The 19,357-nt window shown below is 71.7% G+C and carries 16 protein-coding genes; 8 read left to right on the forward strand and 8 right to left on the reverse strand.

The window, feature by feature from the left end:
• The first annotated feature begins 5 nt into the window (after positions 1 to 5).
• Positions 6 to 872 (forward strand): phosphatase PAP2 family protein, encoded by an 867-nt coding sequence (locus tag CP975_RS09805; protein WP_055532184.1) that lies wholly within the window; start codon positions 6 to 8, stop codon positions 870 to 872.
• Here CP975_RS09805 and CP975_RS09810 read toward each other — a convergent pair.
• Positions 860 to 3,862 carry a bifunctional [glutamine synthetase] adenylyltransferase/[glutamine synthetase]-adenylyl-L-tyrosine phosphorylase gene (locus CP975_RS09810; protein ID WP_055532186.1) on the reverse strand — a complete coding sequence of 1,001 codons (3,003 nt, stop codon included), beginning with the start codon at positions 3,860 to 3,862 and terminating at the stop codon, positions 860 to 862. The two genes, CP975_RS09805 and CP975_RS09810, sit on opposite strands and share 13 nt — an antisense overlap.
• Before the next feature lie 98 nt (positions 3,863 to 3,960).
• On the opposite strand from CP975_RS09810, the gene CP975_RS09815 reads away from it, so the two are divergent.
• Positions 3,961 to 4,398 carry a VOC family protein gene (locus tag CP975_RS09815; RefSeq protein ID WP_055532188.1) on the forward strand — a complete coding sequence of 146 codons (438 nt, stop codon included), beginning with the start codon at positions 3,961 to 3,963 and terminating at the stop codon, positions 4,396 to 4,398.
• A 28-nt stretch (positions 4,399 to 4,426) separates the two neighbouring features.
• Here the strand turns inward: CP975_RS09815 and CP975_RS09820 are convergent, their stop codons facing one another.
• The 4 genes from CP975_RS09820 to CP975_RS09835 all read right to left on the reverse strand — a co-directional run bounded on the left by CP975_RS09820 (position 4,427) and on the right by CP975_RS09835 (position 8,220).
• Entirely contained in the window at positions 4,427 to 5,194 is a 768-nt protein-coding gene (locus tag CP975_RS09820; protein ID WP_150476764.1) for a helix-turn-helix domain-containing protein, read from the reverse strand.
• A gap of 12 nt (positions 5,195 to 5,206) precedes the next feature.
• Positions 5,207 to 5,479, reverse strand: a complete 273-nt coding sequence (locus CP975_RS09825) for a hypothetical protein (RefSeq protein WP_055532191.1) — start codon at positions 5,477 to 5,479, stop codon at positions 5,207 to 5,209.
• Between the two features lie 223 nt (positions 5,480 to 5,702).
• Complete coding sequence (locus CP975_RS09830) at positions 5,703 to 7,064, reverse strand: glutamine synthetase family protein (protein WP_030786766.1); 1,362 nt, start codon at positions 7,062 to 7,064, stop codon at positions 5,703 to 5,705.
• Between the two features lie 184 nt (positions 7,065 to 7,248).
• Positions 7,249 to 8,220, reverse strand: a complete 972-nt coding sequence (locus CP975_RS09835; protein ID WP_055532196.1) for a hydroxyacid dehydrogenase — start codon at positions 8,218 to 8,220, stop codon at positions 7,249 to 7,251.
• A 377-nt stretch (positions 8,221 to 8,597) separates the two neighbouring features.
• On the opposite strand from CP975_RS09835, the gene CP975_RS09840 reads away from it, so the two are divergent.
• The 4 genes from CP975_RS09840 (at position 8,598) to CP975_RS09855 (ending at position 13,189) form a co-directional block, all read left to right on the forward strand.
• Complete coding sequence (locus tag CP975_RS09840) at positions 8,598 to 9,452, forward strand: ABC transporter permease (protein WP_055532192.1); 855 nt, start codon at positions 8,598 to 8,600, stop codon at positions 9,450 to 9,452.
• Between the two features lie 29 nt (positions 9,453 to 9,481).
• Positions 9,482 to 10,345, forward strand: a complete 864-nt coding sequence (locus tag CP975_RS09845) for a carbohydrate ABC transporter permease (protein WP_150477836.1) — start codon at positions 9,482 to 9,484, stop codon at positions 10,343 to 10,345.
• Between the two features lie 32 nt (positions 10,346 to 10,377).
• Positions 10,378 to 12,030, forward strand: coding sequence for an extracellular solute-binding protein (locus tag CP975_RS09850; RefSeq protein WP_342787931.1), 1,653 nt, complete (start codon positions 10,378 to 10,380; stop codon positions 12,028 to 12,030).
• A gap of 76 nt (positions 12,031 to 12,106) precedes the next feature.
• Positions 12,107 to 13,189: a LacI family DNA-binding transcriptional regulator gene (locus CP975_RS09855; protein WP_150476765.1), complete on the forward strand. Its 1,083-nt coding sequence runs from the start codon at positions 12,107 to 12,109 to the stop codon at positions 13,187 to 13,189.
• Between the two features lie 450 nt (positions 13,190 to 13,639).
• On the opposite strand, the gene CP975_RS09860 is transcribed toward CP975_RS09855, so the two are convergent.
• Genes CP975_RS09860 through gadC form a run of 3 tightly spaced genes read right to left on the reverse strand, consistent with a single transcriptional unit; the run spans position 13,640 to position 16,702 of the window.
• The gene (locus tag CP975_RS09860) at positions 13,640 to 14,446 is read right to left on the reverse strand and encodes an alpha/beta fold hydrolase (protein WP_150477837.1); all 807 of its coding nucleotides are present in this window, start codon (positions 14,444 to 14,446) and stop codon (positions 13,640 to 13,642) included.
• Positions 14,443 to 15,192: a DUF998 domain-containing protein gene (locus CP975_RS09865; RefSeq protein ID WP_150476766.1), complete on the reverse strand. Its 750-nt coding sequence runs from the start codon at positions 15,190 to 15,192 to the stop codon at positions 14,443 to 14,445. Before CP975_RS09865 ends, CP975_RS09860 begins: the two co-directional genes overlap by 4 nt.
• A gap of 43 nt (positions 15,193 to 15,235) precedes the next feature.
• Positions 15,236 to 16,702: a glutamate/gamma-aminobutyrate antiporter GadC gene (gene gadC / locus CP975_RS09870; RefSeq protein WP_055532723.1), complete on the reverse strand. Its 1,467-nt coding sequence runs from the start codon at positions 16,700 to 16,702 to the stop codon at positions 15,236 to 15,238.
• Positions 16,703 to 16,772: 70 nt separating this feature from the next.
• On the opposite strand from gadC, the gene CP975_RS09875 reads away from it, so the two are divergent.
• Entirely contained in the window at positions 16,773 to 17,441 is a 669-nt protein-coding gene (locus tag CP975_RS09875) for a hypothetical protein (protein ID WP_055532721.1), read from the forward strand.
• 260 nt (positions 17,442 to 17,701) lie between these two features.
• Positions 17,702 to 19,276, forward strand: a complete 1,575-nt coding sequence (locus tag CP975_RS09880) for a multicopper oxidase family protein (RefSeq protein ID WP_055532725.1) — start codon at positions 17,702 to 17,704, stop codon at positions 19,274 to 19,276.
• Positions 19,277 to 19,357 lie beyond the last annotated feature (81 nt).

Raw genomic sequence — 19,357 nt, forward strand, 5'->3', positions numbered from 1 at the left:
TGCCTATGGGTGAGACGATCGTGACGACACTTGAGGGCCGGCAGGCCCCCGCTGATTCACCCATCGCGGACGAGGAGCATGTCCGCAATGGGCGCAATCCGCTGCGTCGTCTGCGCGTTCCCCGCCGTCCGCGGCTGTGGTTCGAGATCCTCCTGATCGCGGTCAGTTACTGGACGTACTCGCTGATCCGCAACGCCGTGCCGGAGCAGAAGGCGCAGGCCCTGCGCAACGCCGACTGGATCTGGCGCGTCGAGCAGGACCTCGGGGTCGCCGTCGAGAAGAGCGTCAACCACGCCGTGGACTCGGTGACATGGCTCATCGTCGGCATGAACTACTACTACGCGACGCTGCACTTCGTGGTGACGCTCGGTGTCCTCGTCTGGCTGTTCCGGTGGCATCCGGGGCGGTACGCGGCCACGCGCCTCGTCCTCTTCGCGACGACCGCGGTGGCCCTGGTCGGCTACTACCTGTATCCACTGGCGCCGCCCCGCCTGATGAACGGCACGACCTTCATCGACACGGTCCTGGTCCACCACACGTGGGGTTCGATGGCCTCCGGTGACCTGAAGAACATGTCGAACCAGTACGCGGCGATGCCGTCGATGCACATCGGCTGGTCCCTGTGGTGCGGCCTGACGATCTTCGCCCTGGCCTCGGTGCCGTGGGCGAAGGTGCTCGGTCTGCTCTACCCCGTGACGACACTCGTGGTGATCGTCGCGACGGCCAACCACTTCTGGCTGGACGCGGTCGGCGGCATGATCTGCCTGGCCTTCGGCTTCGCGGTGGCCCGGCTCTGGTACGGGGCGCAGCCGTACGCGCTGCCGCGCGAGGTGGCGACGGCCCGCAGGACTCCCGGGGCCTACGCCCCGTAGAACCGCTCCTCCACCACCGCCCGCGCCCTGCGCGTGATCCGCCGGTAGTCGTCCAGCATGTCGCCGACGTGCCCCGCGTCGTAGCCCAGGTACCGCCCCACCGCGGCCAGCTCCCGTCCCCCGGAGGGGAACGTGTCGCCCGCCCGGCCGCGTACCAGCATCACCGCGTTGCGCACGCGCGTCGCGAGGACCCACGCCTCGTCGAGGATCGCCGCGTCCTGGGTCGGGACCAGGCCCGCCGCGCAGGCCGCCGCGAGGGCCTCGCGGGTGCGGGTCGTGCGCAGGCCCGGTTCGGCCCAGCCGTGCTCCAGCTGGAGGAGCTGAACGGTCCACTCGACGTCGGAGAGGCCGCCCCGGCCCAGCTTGGCGTGCAGGGTGGGGTCGGCGCCGCGCGGCATCCGCTCCGCCTCCATACGGGCCTTGAGGCGGCGGATCTCGCGGATCGCGTCGTCGCCGAGGCCCTCGGCGGGGTAGCGCAGGGGGTCCACCAGGTCGATGAAGGCGCGGCCCAGTTCCTCGTCGCCCGCGACCGGCTCGGCGCGCAGCAGCGCCTGGGACTCCCAGACCAGGGACCAGCGGCGGTAGTAGGCCTCGTACGACCCGAGGGTGCGCACCAGCGGGCCGCTCCTGCCCTCCGGGCGCAGGTCCGCGTCGATGGCCAGCGGCGGGTCGGCGGAGGGGAGTTGGAGGAGGCGCCGCATCTCCGCGACCACCTTCGCCGCGGCCTTCGCCGCCTCCTGCTCGTCGGCGCCCTCGCGGGGCTCGTGGACGAACAGGACGTCCGCGTCCGAGCCGTAGGCCAGCTCGTGGCCGCCGAAACGGCCCATGCCGATCACGGCGAAGCGGGTCGGGAGCGTGTCGCCCCAGCCGTCGCGGACGACCGCGCGCAGGGTGCCCGCGATCGTGGCGGCGGTGAGGTCGGAGATCGCGTCGCCCACCCGGTCCACCAGCGCGCCCGGGTCGGCCTCGGCGGGGCTGTCCTCCGTGCCGTACGAGCCGATGATGTCCCCGGCGGCGGTGCGGAACAGTTCCCGGCGGCGCACGCCGCGCGCCGCCGTCACCGCCTGTTCGGCGCCGTCCGCGCGGCGCACCGCCGCGAGGATCTCCTGCTCCAGGTGGGCGCGGCCGCGCGGCACCAGACCCCGCTCGTCGCCGAGCAGGGCGACCGCCTCGGGGGCGCGCAGGAGGAGGTCGGGGGCGAGCCGGCCGGCGGAGAGGACGCGGGCGAGGTTCTCGGCCGCGGCTCCCTCGTCGCGCAGCAGCCGCAGGTACCAGGGGGTCTTGCCGAGCGCGTCGGAGACCTTGCGGAAGTTCAGCAGGCCCGCGTCGGGGTCCGCGGAGTCCGCGAACCAGCCGAGCAGGACGGGCAGCAGCGTGCGCTGGATGGCCGCCTTGCGGGAGACCCCGGACGCCAGCGCCTCCAGGTGCCTGAGCGCGGCGCTCGGGTCCGCGTAGCCGAGCGCGATGAGCCGCTCGCGGGCCGCCTCCGTACTCAACCGTGCCTCACCCGGGGCGAGTTGGGCGACGGCGTCGAGCAGCGGCCGGTAGAACAGCTTCTCGTGCAGTCGGCGCACGACGGACGTGTGCCGCTTCCAGGCGCGGCTCAGTTCGGTGATCGGCTCCGTGCGCATGCCCAGGGAGCGGCCGATGCGGCGCAGGTCCGCGTCGTCCTCGGGCACCAGGTGGGTGCGGCGCAGCTTGTACAGCTGGATGCGGTGTTCCAGGGAGCGCAGGAAGCGGTACGCGTCATCGAGCTGGGCCGCGTCCACCCGGCCCACGTAGCCGCCGGCGCCGAGCGCGTGCAGGGCGGCGAGGGTCGAGCCGCTGCGGATCGAGGCGTCACTGCGGCCGTGCACCAGCTGAAGCATCTGGACGGCGAACTCGACGTCCCGGAGCCCGCCGGGGCCGAGCTTCAGCTCCCGGTCGACCTCCCCCGCCGGGATGTTCTCGACGACCCTGCGGCGCATCTTCTGCACGTCGGGCACGAAGTTCTCGCGCTCGGCGGCGTGCCAGACCAGGGGCGCGAGCGTGGTGACGTACTCCTCGCCGAGCGCGAGGTCCCCCGCGACCGGGCGGGCCTTGAGCAGAGCCTGGAACTCCCAGGTCTTCGCCCAGCGCTGGTAGTACGCGAGGTGGCTGGAGAGGGTCCGCACCAGCGGGCCGTTCCTGCCCTCGGGGCGGAGGTTGGCGTCGACGGGCCAGATGGTGCCCTCGATGTTCGTCTCGGAACAGATCCGCATCATGTGCGAGGCGAGCCGGGTCGCGGCGCGCAGCGCCTTGTCCTCGTCGGCGGCGTCGGTGCCTTCGGCGGGCTCGGCGACGAAGATGACGTCGACGTCGGAGACGTAGTTCAGCTCGTGGCCGCCGCACTTGCCCATCGCGATGACCGCGAGCCTGCACCGGGCGGCGTCGCCGGGGGCCTCGGCGCGGGCCATGGCGAGGGCCGCGCGCAGCGTCGCCGTCGCGAGGTCCGCCAGCTCGGCCGCGGCCTCGGCGACGTCGGTGGTGCCGCACACGTCACGCGCGGCGATGGCCAGCAGGCAGCGGCGGTAGGCGACGCGCAGCGAGACGGGGTCGGTGGCGTTGGCCAGGCCGCGCTCGAAGTCCGCCACGCCGGGGTGCAGGTCGGCCGACTCGTACGTGGCGAGGGCCCGCCAGTCGCGGGGGTGCCGGGCGAGGTGGTCGGCGAGCGCCTCGGACGCGCCCATCACCCCGAGCAGGCGGTCGCGCAGCGGCTTGGCGGTGACGAGGGTGTCCAGCAGTTCGCGCCGGCCGTTCTCGTCCTCCTGCGCCTCCACGAGGCGTACGAGGCCGAGGAGTGCGAGATCGGGGTCGGCGGTGGCGCCCAGCGCGTCCAGGAGCAGCGGGTCGGAGCGGACGGCGCTCAGCTCCGGGGCGTCGAGGAGGCGCTCGGCGGCGGACGGGTCGGTGAAACCGTGCCGCAGCAGCCGCGTGAAGGTACTGCTCCTACGCCCTTGCGGCACCGTCATGGTCTCGCGCCTCCGTTCGATCACTCCTGGCCCGAGCCTACGGCCTCGCCGTCGCGTTCCGCCCGCGTGACCCCGCTCCAGCTGATGTACTGCGAGGCATGGAATACACCCTCGAAGTGATCCCGCTGCCCGTGAGCGACATCGACAGATCGATGGAGTTCTACCGCGACAAGCTCGGGTTCCATGTCGACATCGACACGGAGGTCATGCCTGGCATGCGCATCGTCCAGCTGACCCCGCCCGGGTCGGGCTGTTCCATCGCCCTTGGCGACGCCATCTGGGAGACGATGGTGGACGGCCGGAGGCCGGCCCCCGGCTCCTACCAGGGCCTCCAGCTGTGCGTCGCCGACGCGAAGGCCGCGCATGCCGAGCTGGTGGCGCGCGGTCTCGACGTCACCGAGCCGGTGCAGCACGCGCCGCAGGACGGTGGCACGTTCATGTACTTCAAGGACCCCGATGGGAACGGGTGGGCCATCCAGGAGTACCGGGTGCGGGCGTCCACGCCTTTGCGGGAGGCGATCGTCCGTGTCCTGTAAGGGGCGCGGCCTATGACGCGGCCGCGCCCTATGTCCGGGTCGGGCGCGCGGCTTCCCCCGTGCGCTGCTTCCACGACCCCGCGAGGGCGGCGTGCGGGTAAGGGAGAAATCGGGGATGCGTGACGGAGCCGCCCATGGAGCTGGACGCGTTCTTGTCCCGGGCACGTCGGCGGCTGGGCGCCGACGCTTCGTGCAGGCGCGCCAGACGGGTTCCTTGGCGTTCCACGTCCAGACGTCGCCGGGCGCGACGCCAGGCACCGCGCCAGCGCTCCACCTCGACGCCGTCGGTCACATCGCATACCCGCAGAAACGCCATGAGCTGCGCGAGGTCGAGCATGGACCTGCCCGCCAGCATCCGCAGGACCGTGCTGTGCGGCAGCTCTCCGTGCTGACCGGCCCGGCGTTCCATCTCGTCGACGGGGATCGCCCCGGCCTTGTAGTAGAGCTCCTGGAGCGCGTGGTTCAAGCCGTCACGGTCGTACACCCGGTCAGGCCTCGGCACACCCGCCCCCGGATTCCTCCGCCGATGCTCGGCGTAGCGAGCGGCCTGCCACAGCCGCCGCGCCTCACCGGCCGGCGCCCCGCAGGCCCGGGCGTACGCCTCCACGACCAGGAGACGGGGAATCCGATGCCCGCTCGCGGCCCGGGAGAAGGTGGGGGCGGAGAAGGCGTGCCCGGACCTCTTCACCATGTCCCGGTGGGTCAGGCCTGCCGTTCGGCGTAGTGTACGCAGCCACTGCGCAAGCCGCTCCAGGTCCGGGTCGGAGCTGGGGATCGGCCGCTCTGGACGTGCCATGACCGGCCTCGGTCACAGTCCATCGGCCGCGCTCGGAGCGCGGCGGGCCAGCTGGGCGCCGATGAGACCGCAGGTCGCCAGGACCTCGGCCACGACGACGACGGGCATGTCGGTGAGCGCCAGCGCGGCGCCCAGCAGCAGGACCACGATGACGATGACGGTCCGGTGGCCGTCCGGGCGGGCGGGGGGCTGGGTTGCGACGCAGGCCGGATGCCTTGGCGAGTGCATGAGGTACCTCTGGTTCTCGACGGTCCAACTGGGCGCCGGGAGGCGTCCGTTGCCCATGGTGGCACCAGATCCCGAGGCCCTCGCGGCGTTGATGCACCGCCGCCCCACTCGCACCGCTCCCCCGCGCTTCAGCCGCGCTCGACGCCGCTCACCGGCACGGTTCTACCTGCACGGACGGAGCGCGCCCGAACATGCGTACCGTTCGGCGGAGCCGGTTGATGCAGCCACAACCCTCGTGACCAGAAAAATTGGTACTCCCCGGGGACACCGGGGAGCCGCCTCACAGCACCGGCAGGTTCTTCCGCAGCTCGAAGGCCGTGACCTCGGAGCGGTACTCCTCCCACTCCTGCTTCTTGTTGCGGAGGAAGAAGTCGTACACGTGCTCGCCGAGCGTCTCGGCGACCAGTTCCGACTTCTCCATCAGTGCGATCGCCTCGCCGAGGTTCTGCGGCAGCGGCTCGATGCCCATCGCGCGCCGCTCGGCGTCGGAGAGGGCCCACACGTCGTCGTCGGCGCCCGGCGGAAGCTCGTATCCCTCCTCGATGCCCTTGAGGCCGGCCGCGAGCAGTACCGCGTACGTCAGGTACGGGTTCGCGCCCGAGTCGATCGAGCGGACCTCGACGCGCGCCGAGCCCGTCTTGCCCGGCTTGTACATCGGCACGCGGATCAGGGCCGAGCGGTTGTTGTGGCCCCAGCAGATGTACGAGGGTGCCTCGCCGCCCGCGCCCGCCGTGCGCTCGGAGCCGCCCCAGATGCGCTTGTAGGAGTTCACCCACTGGTTGGTGACCGCCGAGATCTCCGCGGCGTGCCGCAGAAGGCCCGCGATGAAGGAGCGGCCGACCTTGGAGAGCTGGTACTCGGCGCCCGACTCGTAGAACGCGTTGCGGTCGCCCTCGAAGAGGGAGAGGTGCGTGTGCATGCCCGAGCCGGGGTGCTCGGAGAAGGGCTTCGGCATGAAGGTGGCCTGGACGCCCTGTTCGAGCGCGACCTGCTTCATGACCAGGCGGAACGTCATGATGTTGTCGGCCGTGGAGAGCGCGTCCGCGTAGCGGAGGTCGATCTCCTGCTGGCCGGGGGCGCCCTCGTGGTGGCTGAACTCGACCGAGATGCCCATGGATTCGAGCATCGTGATGGCCTGGCGGCGGAAGTCCATGCCGACGTTCTGCGGGGTGTGGTCGAAGTAGCCGGAATTGTCGGCGGGCGTCGGCCGTGAGCCGTCGAGCGGCTTGTCCTTCAGGAGGAAGAACTCGATCTCGGGGTGGGTGTAGAAGGTGAAACCGAGGTCGGAGGTCTTGGCGAGGGCCCGCTTCAGGACGTAGCGGGGGTCGGCGAAGGACGGGGAGCCGTCCGGCATCAGGATGTCGCAGAACATACGGGCGGTACCGGGGGCCTCCGCGCGCCAGGGCAGCACCTGGAACGTCGACGGGTCCGGCTTGGCGATCATGTCTGACTCGTACACCCGGGCGAATCCTTCGATCGCCGAGCCGTCGAAGCCGATGCCCTCGTCGAACGCCTGCTCCAGTTCGGCCGGGGCCACGGCCACCGACTTCAGGAAGCCGAGGACGTCCGTGAACCACAGGCGTACGAACCGGATGTCGCGCTCCTCCAACGTACGGAGCACGAATTCCTGCTGCTTGTCCATCTTCCGCTTCCACCCATCCTTGCTGGTCAGGCCGCCTGCTCCCGCGCCACGGGACGGCTCGGGCACACGAGCATCCCATCACCCGGTTTCGAACGCGTTGCGGACGGCGCGTGCCCCTCTGTGCCCATAGTGCCTGCTGATCGGCTCCTCTGTAACAGCGGGCCGCTCGCTCCGTGAGGAAGCTTCAGGCCAGGCGGGGCAGGTCCCGCGCGTGGAGGCGGCCGCACAGGGGCGCTCCGGACACGTACCGCTCGACCTCGGCGACCGCGTACTCCCCGAGCCGCCGCACCTCGCTCCCCTGCGCCCCCGCGATGTGCGGGGTGACCAGCACGTTGGGGAGGCCGAGGAGCGTATGCCCCGCCGGCAGCGGCTCGGGGTCCGTGACGTCCAGGAACGCGTCGAGGCGGCCCGCCGCGCACTCCCGGGCCAGCGCCTCCGTGTCCACCAGCGCCCCCCGTGCCGTGTTGATGACGGCCCCGCCGTCCGGGATCAGCTTCAGCATGGCCTCGCCGAGGAGGCCGATCGTCTCCGGAAGTTGGGGCGCGTGGACGGTGACGATGCCGCTGCGCGCACACAGTTCGGGGAGGCCGACCGGTTCCGCGCCGAGCGCCCTCGCCCCGGCGGGCGTCACATAGGGGTCCGTGAGCAGCACCTCGTACCCCGCGTCGGACGCGCGGAGGGCCGCGATGACCCGTCGGCCGATGCGGGACGCCCCGATGACCCCGACGGTGCGCGCGTCGGCCCCGGTGCGCTCGGCGAACGGCGGCCACCCGGCCGCGTACCCGGCGGCCGTCCGCAGCGCCCCCTTCGCCGCGAACGTGATCGCCGCGACCGTGAACGCCACCACCGGTCCCGCGTTGGCGTCCGCCGCCGAGGAGACGACGATGTCCCGCTCCCACACCGCCTCGGTCACGAGCTGCTTGACCGAGCCCGCCGCGTGCACGACCGCCCGCAGGCGGGGTGCGAAGGCGAGGACTTCGGGTGTCAGCGGGGGGCACTCCCAGCCCGTGACCAGGATCTCCGTCCCGGCGAGTACCGCGCGGGACTCCGGGGTGGTGAGGGGGCCGGACAGGACCGTGGGCGCCAGACTCACGCACGCGGTGAGCCGCTCGCGCAGATCCGGCACGAGGACCCGGTCCGCGACCTCGGCGCCCATCGCCAGGGCCGCGGCCGGCCGACCGCCGGCTCGCTCCGCCTGCTCGGCCCGTTCCGTCCGCTCCGCCTGCTCTGCCACGCGTGACCGTCCCTCGTAGAAACCGGTTACCCCCCAGCACCCGGAGGCTAGGACCAACTCGGGAAGAGGGTCAAGAGATCTCCTGGCAAAGGGGGTTGACCGAGCACAGTAACCGCTTTAGATTCCGGGCACCTTATTCCGACGACGGAGGGGTTGCCGTGCCGACGGTGACGAGAAGCCGGGCGGAATCCGAGGCGGTGAGGCCGCCCGGCAGGCACGATATCGGGTCAAGCGGCGGGAAATCAGGCCATGGCGAGCGCTGGAAGCGGTTACAGCGCACCCGCTTCCTGGTCCTGCTCATGGTCCCGGGGCTCGCGTACTTCCTGGTCTTCCACTACGGCGCCTTCATCGCCAACGCGGTGGCCTTCAAGGAGTACGTCCCCTTCGACGGCCTCTGGGCCAGCCCCTGGGTCGGCACCGCGAACTTCGAGCGGATGTTCGGCGACCCGGACTTCTGGCACGCCATGTGGAACACGCTGTTCATCGCCGTGCTCCAGCTCGTCTTCTTCTTCCCGGCACCCCTCGCCCTCGCCCTGCTCCTGCACAGCCTGACCTCGGACCTGCTGCGCCGCCTCACACAGTCGGTGATCTATCTGCCGCACTTCCTGTCGTGGGTCGTCGTGGTCGCCCTCTTCCAGCAAGTGCTCGGTGACACAGGCCTGTTGAACACGACGCTGAGCGACGCCGGGCTGCACACCGTCGACATCATCGGCAATCCGGACGCGTACAAGCCGCTGGTCGTGATCGAGGTGATCTGGAAGGACGCCGGGTGGGGAACGATCATCTTCCTCGCCGCGCTCATGCAGGTCGACGAGCAGCTGTACGAGGCGTCGGCCATCGACGGCGCCGGGCCCTGGCGGCGCTTCTGGCACGTCACGCTGCCCAGCATCCGGCCCATCATCATCCTGCTGCTGATCATGCGGCTCGGCGACATCCTCTCCGTCGGTTTCGAACAGATGCTGCTGCAACGGCAGTCGGTCGGCCCGGAGGTCGGCGAGGTCCTCGACACCTTCGTCTTCTGGCAGGGCATCGTCGGCGGCGACACCGGATACGCGGCGGCCGCCGGCCTGTTCAAGGGCGTCGTCGGCGCGGCCCTCGTCTTCACCGCCAACCGGGTCGCCCACCGGCTCGGCGAGCAGGGGGTCTACAAGTGAGCGCCCGTCATGTCACCAGGCCTGCCTGGATGGAGAAGCCCCGGTTCGCCACGAAGGCCGCCAAGGCCGTCGCGGTGGTGGTCGTGCTCGGGCTCGTCCTGATCCCCTTCCTCGTCATCGTCTCGACCTCGCTCGCCTCCAACCGGGAGGTCGTGGACAACGGCGGCTGGGTGCTGTGGCCGAGCGATCCGACGCTGCGCGCCTACCGGACCATCCTCGACGGCGGCATCGTCACCAAGGCGCTCGGCGTGAGCGTCGGCCTCACCGTCGCGGGGACGCTCCTCTCCCTCGCGTGCACCACCTTCCTCGCCTATGCCCTCGCCCGCCCCGGCGTCTTCGGCGGCAGGCCGGTCCTGCTGCTCATCCTCTTCACGTTCCTCTTCCCGCCCGGCATGATCCCCGCGTTCCTGCTGGTCAAGGGCGTGGGAATGATGGATACGTATGCGGCGCTCATCGCCCCCGTCCTCATCAACGTCTTCAATCTGATCGTGCTGCGCGGCTTCTTCCAGGGCATACCGGAGGAGCTGTACGAGGCAGCCCGGCTCGATGGGGCGGGTGACTGGCACATCCTGTGGCGGATCGTGCTCCCGCTCTCCAAGGCGGCCCTCGCCGTGGTCTCCCTCTTCTACGCCGTCAGCTACTGGAACGCGTGGTTCCATGCCTCGATCTACATGGAGTCGGACCACTGGCCGCTCTCCCAGGTCCTTCGTACGTACGTCATCGGCGGCTCCCAGATCGCCGACACCGGGCTGAGCGAGGCCGGCCAGGTCTCCGCCCCGCAGACGACCCAGATGGCCGTCCTGGTGATCGCCACCGTGCCGATCCTGCTCGTCTACCCCTTCCTCCAGAGGTACTTCACCAAGGGCGTGCTCACCGGCGCCATCAAGAGCTGACCCCAACTCGTCGTACAGAAGGGCTCATTCACGTGTCCGGATCCTCGATGTCGCGGCGCACCCTGCTCCGCTCCATAGCCGTCGGCGGCGCCGCCCTGGCCGCCCCGTCCGTCCTCACCGCCTGCTCGACCGGCTCCAGCGGCGGCGGCAGCGTCTCCAACGCGGGCAAGAAGGCGGTCCCCTGGCCCGCGTACAAGCCCGCCGAGGGGCCCGCTCCCGATCTGGCGCCGAGCGCCGAGGGTGTGCAGGCCGGATACACGAAGTATCCCGGGAAGCTCGTCCGGGCGACGGCCGAGAAGCCGGGCAACGGCAAGCAGAAGATCAGGGTCATGACCATCACCTACGGCACCCCGCCGAAGCCGGTCGGCCGGAACGAGTACTGGCAGGCGGTGAACGAGGCGCTGGGCGTGGAGATCGAGTTCACCGTCGTGCCCGACGCGGACTTCCGCGCCAAGATGTCCACGCTGATGTCGGGCGACGACCTGCCCGACATGATCAACTTCGGTGGCGGGTACGTCCTTCCGCGCGAATCCCAGTTCGTGAGGTCGCGGTGCGCCGACCTGAGCGACCACCTGTCGGGCGACGCCGTCAAGGACTACCCGAACCTCGCCAACATCCCCACGTACGCCTGGGAGGGCATGGGCCGCATCGCCGGGCGCATCTACGGACTGCCCGTCGAGCGCGCCAAGGTGCAGGGCGCGATGTTCATCAACCGTGAGGCCTTCGACAAGGCCGGATACCGGCCCGGCATGTCCGCGTCCGACTTCCGTGCGATGGCCGGGGACGCCTCACGGGGCAAGAAGTACGCGCTCGGCGCCTCCACGGTGGGCTTCTTCGGCTACCTCTACCACGCCATGTGGCACGGCGCGCCCAACCAGTGGCGGATCAAGGACGGCAAGGTCACCGACATGTACGGGACCGACGCGTTCAAGGCCGCGCTGGAGTACATGGCCGGGCTGCGCCGGGACGGCTCGTACAACCCCGACGCCACCTCGATCTCCCAGGTCGACCTGAAGACCCAGTTCTACAACGGGACCGTCCGCTCCATGACGGACGGCTGGGGCGCCGTCATCTCCAACGCCCAGGGCATCAAGGACGAGTTCACCCTGGACGTCGCCGAGCCCTACGCGGTCGACGGCGTCACCCCCGTCTACCAGCAGAACCGCGGCTGCTTCGGCTACACCGTCATCAAGAAGGCCGCCAAGGAACGCGTCGAGCTGATGCTGCGCGTACTGAACTGGCTCGCCTCGCCGTTCGGATCGAAGGAGTACGAGCTGACGCACTACGGAGTCGAGGGCACCCACTTCCGGTACGACAAGTCGGGCGACCCGGTCGCCACCGAGCTGGGCCTTGTCGACTCGCGCACCAACCTGCCCTTCCCCTACCTCATGGACGCCCCGCAGCCGCTGTACTACGCCGGTTTCCCCGACCTGACCGAGCGGCTGCACGCCTGGCAGAGGAAGGTCGTGCCGATGCTGGTGCCCGACGACCACTGGGGCCTGATGTCGGACACGTACAACCGGCAGAGCGCCACGATGGACCAGATCATCACGGACGGCGTCACCGCGGTCGTCGCCGGGCGCAAGAAGCTCTCCGACTGGGACGGCATCTACAAGAAGTGGCGGTCCCAGGGCGGCGAGCGGTCCGCCGAGGAGTTCCTCAAGGAGTACGAGGCCGCGCACTGAACCGGGGCCGGGCGCGGGATGATGGGCCCCGGTGTGCCGGGCGGGTGCCGGGCGGGTGCTAGGCGAGGGAGAGACAGTGGGCGAGCGGGTCACCATCCGTGATGTGGCCGCGCGCGCGGGGGTGTCGGTGGCGACCGTCTCGCGGGTCCTCGCGGGCAACTACCCGACGTCGACGGCGTCGCGCGCCAAGGTGCTGCGGGCGGTCAAGGACCTGGACTACGTCGCCAACGCGCACGCGCGCGCGTTGGCGGGCGCCGGGCGCAAGACGATCGCGGTGCTCATGTACGACGTGGTCGGCGCGTTCTACGCGCAGGTCGCGCAGGGCGTGGAGATGGAGGCCGCCCAGCACGGCCGCCTCACCCTCGTCTCGTCGACCGGCAGCGATCCCGCCCGCGAGCTGGCCCTGGTCCAGATGATGCGCGAGCAGGCCGCGGAGGCCGTGGTGCTCGTGGGCGGCGTCACGCAGGACGACGAGTACCGGCAGCGGATGGCCCGCTACGCGGAGGTCCTCGCGGCGGCGGGCTCCCGGCTCGTCCTGTGCGGCCGGCCCGCCCCGGCGCCCGACGTGCCCGCGTTGGTCGTCGAGTACGACAACGAAGCGGGCGCCCACGCCGTGACCAGCCACCTCCTGGGCGCCGGACACCGGCGTATCGCGCTCCTCGGCTACCAGCCGGGCAACACGACCGGCGAGGACCGCCTGGCCGGCTACCTCCGGGCGCTCGCCGACCACGGGGTGCCGCGCGCCGACGCCGTCCTGCACGGGGTCGGCTTCGGGCAGAACCACGGTTACCGCGCGATGCGGGACCTGCTCGACGCGGCGGACGGGAAGCCGGAGTTCACCGCGGTCTTCGCGGGGGACGACCGGGCGGCCGCGGCGGCGGTCATCGCGTTGCGGGAGTACGGGTTGCGGGTGCCGGAGGACATGTCGGTCGTCGGCTACAACGACGACCCCGTGGCCGGGGACATCACGCCCGGCCTCACGACCGTGCACATCCCCGCCGAGGAGATGGGCCGCACGGCGGTCCGCCGCGCCCTCTCCGGCGCGTCGGGCACGGGCCAGGAACGGCATGTCCTGGGCACGCACATAGTCATCCGCCACAGCGTCCGGCCCCTTCGGGGGGGTTCTGCGGCGGCGGGGGCCGGGGGTGCGCTCGACTGACGCCGGGGGTGGGGGCCGGCTGACGTCGGGAGTGGGGGCCGGCTGGGGCCGACGGTTTGTCAGCTTGCGGCCGGTGGGCCTTTCGAGCCGCCGCTTCGCGGCGATGTCTCCCACCCACCCACCCGTTCACCCCGCATCGGCAGGGACCGTAGGGGCAGCCCGTCACCCGCCAACCGGAAGCAGTCCGCCCGCCCTCACGGCTCCCTCTCGGTGCGAGGTAAACGGATGGGTGGGCGGAAAACGCCCGACGCGACGCGAAGGGACAAGACGGCCCGCCACCCGACCACCGGGAACAAGACCAACACCCCTGCGACCCCGCACCACGCGGGGTAAACGGGCGGGTGGGCGGGAAATATCCGGCGCGACGCGGCGGGACAGGACACCACACCGCCCGCCTCCCGGGGAACAGGGCAACCATCCCTACCTGCCCGGCGCGGGGAGTACCCCGCCCTACCACCCCCGGCGAGCCCCCGCGAGGACCGCCCCCGCCACCGCCACCGGAAGATCCCGCATCACCAGATGCCCCGAGGGCCGCGCCACGCGAAAGGCCCCGCCAAGGCCCGCGGCCAGTTCCCGCTGGCGTCCGAGCCACTTCCCCGAGCCACCCGCGTACGCCGCGAGCACGACCACAGGCGCCCCGCCAGAAAGCGGCACGGCCCGCCGCAGCCCCGCCAGCTCCACCGCCACGTCCCCATACGTCGCGTACTCCATGAGCGCCGCCCGCCACACCCGCCCCGCCCCGTACACCCCCGCCCACGGCGTGGGCGCCGCCAGTCTCCGCAGCGCGGGACCGACGGCCCGCGGCACCCCCGCCGCGCACAGAATCGCCCCGCACGCGCGCGTGCCCGCCACCCTCACCCCGCGCGGCACCCGCACCCGGGGCCTCTCCTCGACACTGGAGTCGACGAGGACGAGCCCTTCCGTGCGCTCGGGATACAGCCGCGCGAACGCCTCCGCGTGGAACCCGGCGAGCGAGTGCCCGACCACCGTGACCCGCTCCCCGCCGAGACCGACTCCCTCCAGCACCCGCAGGATCCGCTCCGCCTCGCCCCGCAACGTGGGCGCCACGCGCGCGTGCCCGCTGAGCCCGAGCCCGGGGCGGTCGAAACGGACGACGGTCCGGTGCGGCGCGAGCAGTGCCACCACCGGATCCCAGTCGAACCAGCCGAGCCCCAGCCCGGCGCTCAGCACGCACACCGGCCCGCTCCCCGTCACCTCGACGTGGTGCGGCACTCCCCCGATGCGTACGAAGGTCATCCGCGCCGCGCGGACGACGACGAGGCGGACGACGACGCGGCAGTCGTCACCGACCACGCGAGAATCACCGCCCAGACCGCGATGAACAGCACCTGGAGCCGCTGCCCGACCCCGAGCGCCCACGTCCCGCGCCCCGCCTCGAACGCGGCGACGGACGCCAGCGTCCACGCCGTGGCGGCCAGTTCGAGGACGACGAGGGCCGGGCCGGTGCGCGCGAGAGCGGGCCACGCGGCGGTACCGCGCCGCGCGGCGACCGTGAGCAGCACCATGCCGAGCAGCGCCCCGCCGACCGCGAGGCCGCTGGTGAAGGTGTGCGCGGAGTGCGTCCAGGGGAGGTCGCCCGCCGCCTCCCGCGCGGCGCACCCGGCGTCGGCGGTGGGCGCGCAGCTCAGCGCCAGCCGCGAGTCGGCCGCCGTGGCCGCCCCGAACAGCGCCAGCCCGGCCCACCCCGCCACGGCCCATCTCCGGCGCGGCAGCCACGCCAGCGCGCCCACCGCGCCCGCGAGGACGAAGAGCCCCGCCAGGAGGTCCGCGGTGCGGAAGAACGTCCCGTACGGCTGGTCCTTGGCGGCGAGTTCACTGACGTACACCTGGAGGGGTGAGAGGCCGGTCGGCAGGAAGGCCTCAAGGGTCCACGTCGTGTACAGGAGCGCGCCGAGCGACAGCAGGACCGCGAGGGAGGCCGCGCGCCCGGCGCCGGGTTTTCGGGGGCCGCTGCCCCGCGGACGGGTCGGCTGTGGAGGCATGGAGGCGGCCGCCGTCGTCGAGGGTGGGCTCGCGGGGCACACGCTAGGCAGCCGATCGTGACGGCCGGTGATCAGGATGGATCCATCCCGGTTTGCGGAACTTCAGGAAGGCCGCGGGTGCCAGCACGCCGAGGACGAGGAGACCCCCGCCGACGATCAGCAGATAGCGCCACAGCGGGCCCTTGCCGAACTGGTCGGGCGGTACGAAGCCGATGGCGAGCGCGAGGACCGACGCGACGAACCCGACGCCCGCGACGAGGGTCACCGCGGGGACCACGAAGCCGCGCTCCACCCGCGGCTGGGACTTCCGCAGCCGCACGACGGCCACGAACATCAGCAGATACGCGATGAGGTAGATCTGCACAGTGATGACGGAGAACATCCAGTAGGCGCTCGACACGTCGTCACTGAAGGCGTAGAGAACGCCGATCAGGGTGGTGATGGCGCCCTGGGCCACCATGATGTTCCGCGGGACGCCCGCCTTGTTGAACTTCTGCAGGAAGGGCGGCAGATAGCCCTCCTGGCGGGAGAGCGTCACGAGCCCCTTGGCGGGCCCCGCGAGCCAGGTGAGCATGCCGCCGAGCGCGGCCATGACGAGCATGATGCCGACGACCTTCGTCATCCAGCCGATGTGGAAGTGGTCGAAGAACGCCTGGAAGGCCTGCATCAGACCGGCGGTGAGGCTGAGTTGTCCGGACGGCATGACCCAGCTGATGGCCAGGGCCGGAAGGATGAAGATCAGCAGGACGAGGCCGGTGGCGAGGAAGATCGACCGCGGGTACTCGGCCCGGGGATGGCGCAGTGACGACACGTGGACGCCGTTCATCTCCATGCCCGCGTAGGAGAGGAAGTTGTTGACGATGAGAACCAGGCTGGCGAGGCCGGTCCACGGGGGGAGCCAGTGGTCGGTGCTCATCGGCGCGGCGGACGCGTTGCCCTGCCCCAGGAAGACGACGCCGAGGACGACGAGTACGACACCGGGGACGAGGGTGCCGATGATCAGCCCCAGGGAGGAGAGGCCGGCCACGGTCTTGGTGCCCCGGCACGTGACCCAGACGCCCGTCCAGTAGATGACGACGATGACGATCGCTACGTAGAGGCCGTTTTCGGCGAGGCTGGGGTGGATGACGTACGCGAAGGTCGAGGCGACGTAGGCGAGCAGGCTCGGGTAGTACGCGATGGTCATGGCGAACTGGCACCACACGGCGACGAACCCGAGCGGCTTGCCGAGCGCCTCGCTCACCCAGCGGTAGATGCCGCCGGACCACCCGGAGGCGAGTTCGGCGCCGACGAGGGCGGTCGGGAGCAGGAAGACCACGGCCGGCAGGAGGTAGAGGAAGACTGCCGCGAGCCCGTAGATGGCCATCGACGGCGAGGGCCGGAGGCTGGCCACGGACGCGGTGGTCATGAGGGCGAGCGTCACCCAGGAGATGAACTGACGGGGGATCGCGGGGTCCGGCTCCGGGAGGGTACCGGCACCGTTCTGCTCCGGTTCGTCCGTAATCGTCATGCGCTCATGATCGTCGCAGTGGCGACGGCCCGCATGTCGCCGGATACCCGGCGGGGGTAGGGTTCGCGTCATGGCGAGGACACGGAACCGCACGGGCTACGGGCAGTTGCTGCTGCTCGCCGCGCTGCTGTTCGGGATCGTCGCCATGCATACGTTGGGGCATCCCCTGGGCGGTCATGGGGGTGGTGGGGCCGGTGCCGGGTCCGCCGGCCCCGGTGGGGAGCGTCAGGTGCACCGCGTCGAGGCCGGCGTGCTCGGGGCGCACGGGGCACGTGGCGACCTCGACAGGCGCCCCGAGTCCCCTGCCGGGCACGCGCCGCCTTCCGGCGGGCATGACGTCCTCGCCGGGAGCGACGTGGGTGTCGGACATGCGGCGCGCGCCGAGCGCGCGACCCGCGCGGGGTACGAAGCCGGTGCCGGGCATGCCGTACGGGCCGGGCACGAAACCCGTACCGACCCGGTGACGGAGTCCGCGTCAGATCCGCATCGCGGTGTCGGCATGGGCACGGGTACAGGCATGGACACGGGTACGGGCACGGGTACGGGCATGGATCCGCTGTCCGTGTGCCTCGCCGTGCTGGCCGCCTTCACGCTCGTGCTGCTGGTGCGCGCAGGCCTGTTGCGGCCGGGCGGGACGCTCGTTCCGGGCCCTGCGGCCGGGCTCCTTCCGGGTGCCCCGCGGCCCGAGGCGCCGCCGCCCCGCGTCCAGCTCTCCCGCCTGTCGGTGCTGCGGATCTAGGCCCGCGCCCGGCTGCTTCGCGCTGCCCGGAAACTCGTGGCGTTCCGATGGGAACGCGCGGGGCGCCGCGCGGTGTGTCACAAGCAGCGGACGCGCCCATTCGTACGCACCACCACGACGAGGTGTCACCCACCATGCGCAACGGAACCCCGCGCACCACCCCTTCGACCCCGCTCGCCCTCCCTACCCCACCGCTCGCACCCTCCACCCCACGGCGGCGCTCCCTGCTCGGCGCCGCGGTCGCCGTCGCCGGGGCGGGCATGCTGACGGCCTGTTCCGGCTCGGGCCCGGACGGCCACGGCGGGGGTCATGGAGGCGGCGGCGCTTCCGGCCCCGAGGGCTATGTCGACCCGGCGGGCCCCGAGGTCGCGGCCGCCGAGAAGAAGCGGGGCCGCGGCGGCCGGGTCCGCAAAGTGAGGCTGACGGCGAGGGAGACCCGGCTCGACCTCGGCGGCCCCACCGTCCGGACGTGGGCGTACGGGGATGAGCTGCCCGGCAAGGAAGTCCGCGTCACCGCGGGCGACACCCTCGCCCTCACCCTCGCCAACCACCTCCCCCGGGCCACCTCCCTGCACTGGCACGGCGTCGCCTTGCGCAACGACATGGACGGCGTCCCCGGCCTCACCCAGCGGGACATCAGGCCCGGGGCCGACTTCACCTACCGGTTCGCGGTGCCGGACCCGGGGACGTACTGGTTCCATCCGCACTCCGGCACCCAGCAGGACCGCGGGTTGTACGCCCCCTTGATCGTCGAGGACCCGAAGGAGCCGCTGAAGTACGACAAGGAGTGGGTGGTCGTCCTCGACGACTGGGTCGACGGCGTGGACGGCTCCACGCCGGACGACGTGCTCGCGGAGCTGAGCAAGGGCATGGCCGGCCACGACACGGGCGGCCACGACATGGGTGGCAACGACACGGGCGGCCATGACACAGGCGGCCATGACATGTCGAATATGTCGCATGCGGCGGCACGGACCGCGCCCACGCCGGGGCCGACCGCCCCCTCCCGGGTGATGATGGGCGCCAAGAGCGACCTGCTCGGGGGCGACGCGGGAGACGTCGCGTACCCGTACTACCTGATCAACGGCCGTACGCCGAAGGCGCCCTCCCAGTTCCGCGCCCGCCCCGGCGACCGCGTCCGCCTGCGCCTCATCAACGCCGGGGGCGACACGGCCTTCCGCGTCGCGCTCGGCGGACACGAGATGACGGTGACGCACACGGACGGCTTCCCCGTGGAGCACGCGAGGACGGACGCGCTGCTGCTCGGCATGGGCGAGCGGTACGACGTCCTGGTCACCGCCGGGGACGGCGTCTTCCCGCTGACCGCGGTGGCCGAGGGCAAGAAGGCGGTGGCCCTCGCGGTGCTGCGCACGGGCGGCGGGGCCGCGCCGTCCGCGTCGGCCCGGCCCAAGGAGCTGAAGGGCCGCCTCCTGACGGCGGACAAACTACGGGCGGCCGAGCCCGTCGCCCTGGCCGCCCGCGAGCCGGACCGCACCATCAGGCTGCGACTGACAGGTGGCATGGCCAAGTACGACTGGGCCTTCGACAAGAAGCCCTACTCCCCCGGCCGGCGCCATCCGCTGCGCGCGGGCGAGCGGGTCCGCCTGGTCTTCGCCAACTCCACCTCGATGTGGCACCCCGTGCACCTCCACGGGCACACCTTCGCCCTGGCGAACGTGGCGAACGGCCCCCGCAAGGACACCGCGGTCGTCCTGCCGAACGGCACGCTGACCGTGGACTTCGACGCGGACAACCCCGGCCTGTGGATGGTCCACTGCCACAACGTCTACCACTCGGAGGCGGGAATGATGACGGTGCTCGGCTACCGCGCGTGACGGCGGCGCCCGGCGGGCGGCAGGGGTGACTCCCGGACCACCGGTCCTGCCCTCGGCCCGCCGGGCATCGCGTCGCTCTGA

It is taken from the genome of Streptomyces alboniger (assembly GCF_008704395.1).
Classification (GTDB): Bacteria; Actinomycetota; Actinomycetes; order Streptomycetales; family Streptomycetaceae; genus Streptomyces; species Streptomyces alboniger.

Excerpts from the sequence above, each read along its gene's own strand:
- CP975_RS09805 (WP_055532184.1), top strand. The coding sequence starts at position 6 with ATGGGTGAGACGATCGTGACGACACTTGAGGGCCGGCAGGCCCCCGCT.
- CP975_RS09810 (WP_055532186.1), bottom strand. The coding sequence starts at position 3,862 with ATGACGGTGCCGCAAGGGCGTAGGAGCAGTACCTTCACGCGGCTGCTG.
- CP975_RS09815 (WP_055532188.1), top strand. The coding sequence starts at position 3,961 with ATGGAATACACCCTCGAAGTGATCCCGCTGCCCGTGAGCGACATCGAC.
- CP975_RS09820 (WP_150476764.1), bottom strand. The coding sequence starts at position 5,194 with ATGGCACGTCCAGAGCGGCCGATCCCCAGCTCCGACCCGGACCTGGAG.
- CP975_RS09825 (WP_055532191.1), bottom strand. The coding sequence starts at position 5,479 with ATGGGCAACGGACGCCTCCCGGCGCCCAGTTGGACCGTCGAGAACCAG.
- CP975_RS09830 (WP_030786766.1), bottom strand. The coding sequence starts at position 7,064 with ATGGACAAGCAGCAGGAATTCGTGCTCCGTACGTTGGAGGAGCGCGAC.
- CP975_RS09835 (WP_055532196.1), bottom strand. The coding sequence starts at position 8,220 with ATGGGCGCCGAGGTCGCGGACCGGGTCCTCGTGCCGGATCTGCGCGAG.
- CP975_RS09840 (WP_055532192.1), top strand. The coding sequence starts at position 8,598 with ATGGTCCCGGGGCTCGCGTACTTCCTGGTCTTCCACTACGGCGCCTTC.
- CP975_RS09845 (WP_150477836.1), top strand. The coding sequence starts at position 9,482 with ATGGAGAAGCCCCGGTTCGCCACGAAGGCCGCCAAGGCCGTCGCGGTG.
- CP975_RS09860 (WP_150477837.1), bottom strand. The coding sequence starts at position 14,446 with ATGACCTTCGTACGCATCGGGGGAGTGCCGCACCACGTCGAGGTGACG.
- CP975_RS09865 (WP_150476766.1), bottom strand. The coding sequence starts at position 15,192 with ATGCCTCCACAGCCGACCCGTCCGCGGGGCAGCGGCCCCCGAAAACCC.
- gadC (WP_055532723.1), bottom strand. The coding sequence starts at position 16,702 with ATGACGATTACGGACGAACCGGAGCAGAACGGTGCCGGTACCCTCCCG.
- CP975_RS09875 (WP_055532721.1), top strand. The coding sequence starts at position 16,773 with ATGGCGAGGACACGGAACCGCACGGGCTACGGGCAGTTGCTGCTGCTC.
- CP975_RS09880 (WP_055532725.1), top strand. The coding sequence starts at position 17,702 with ATGCTGACGGCCTGTTCCGGCTCGGGCCCGGACGGCCACGGCGGGGGT.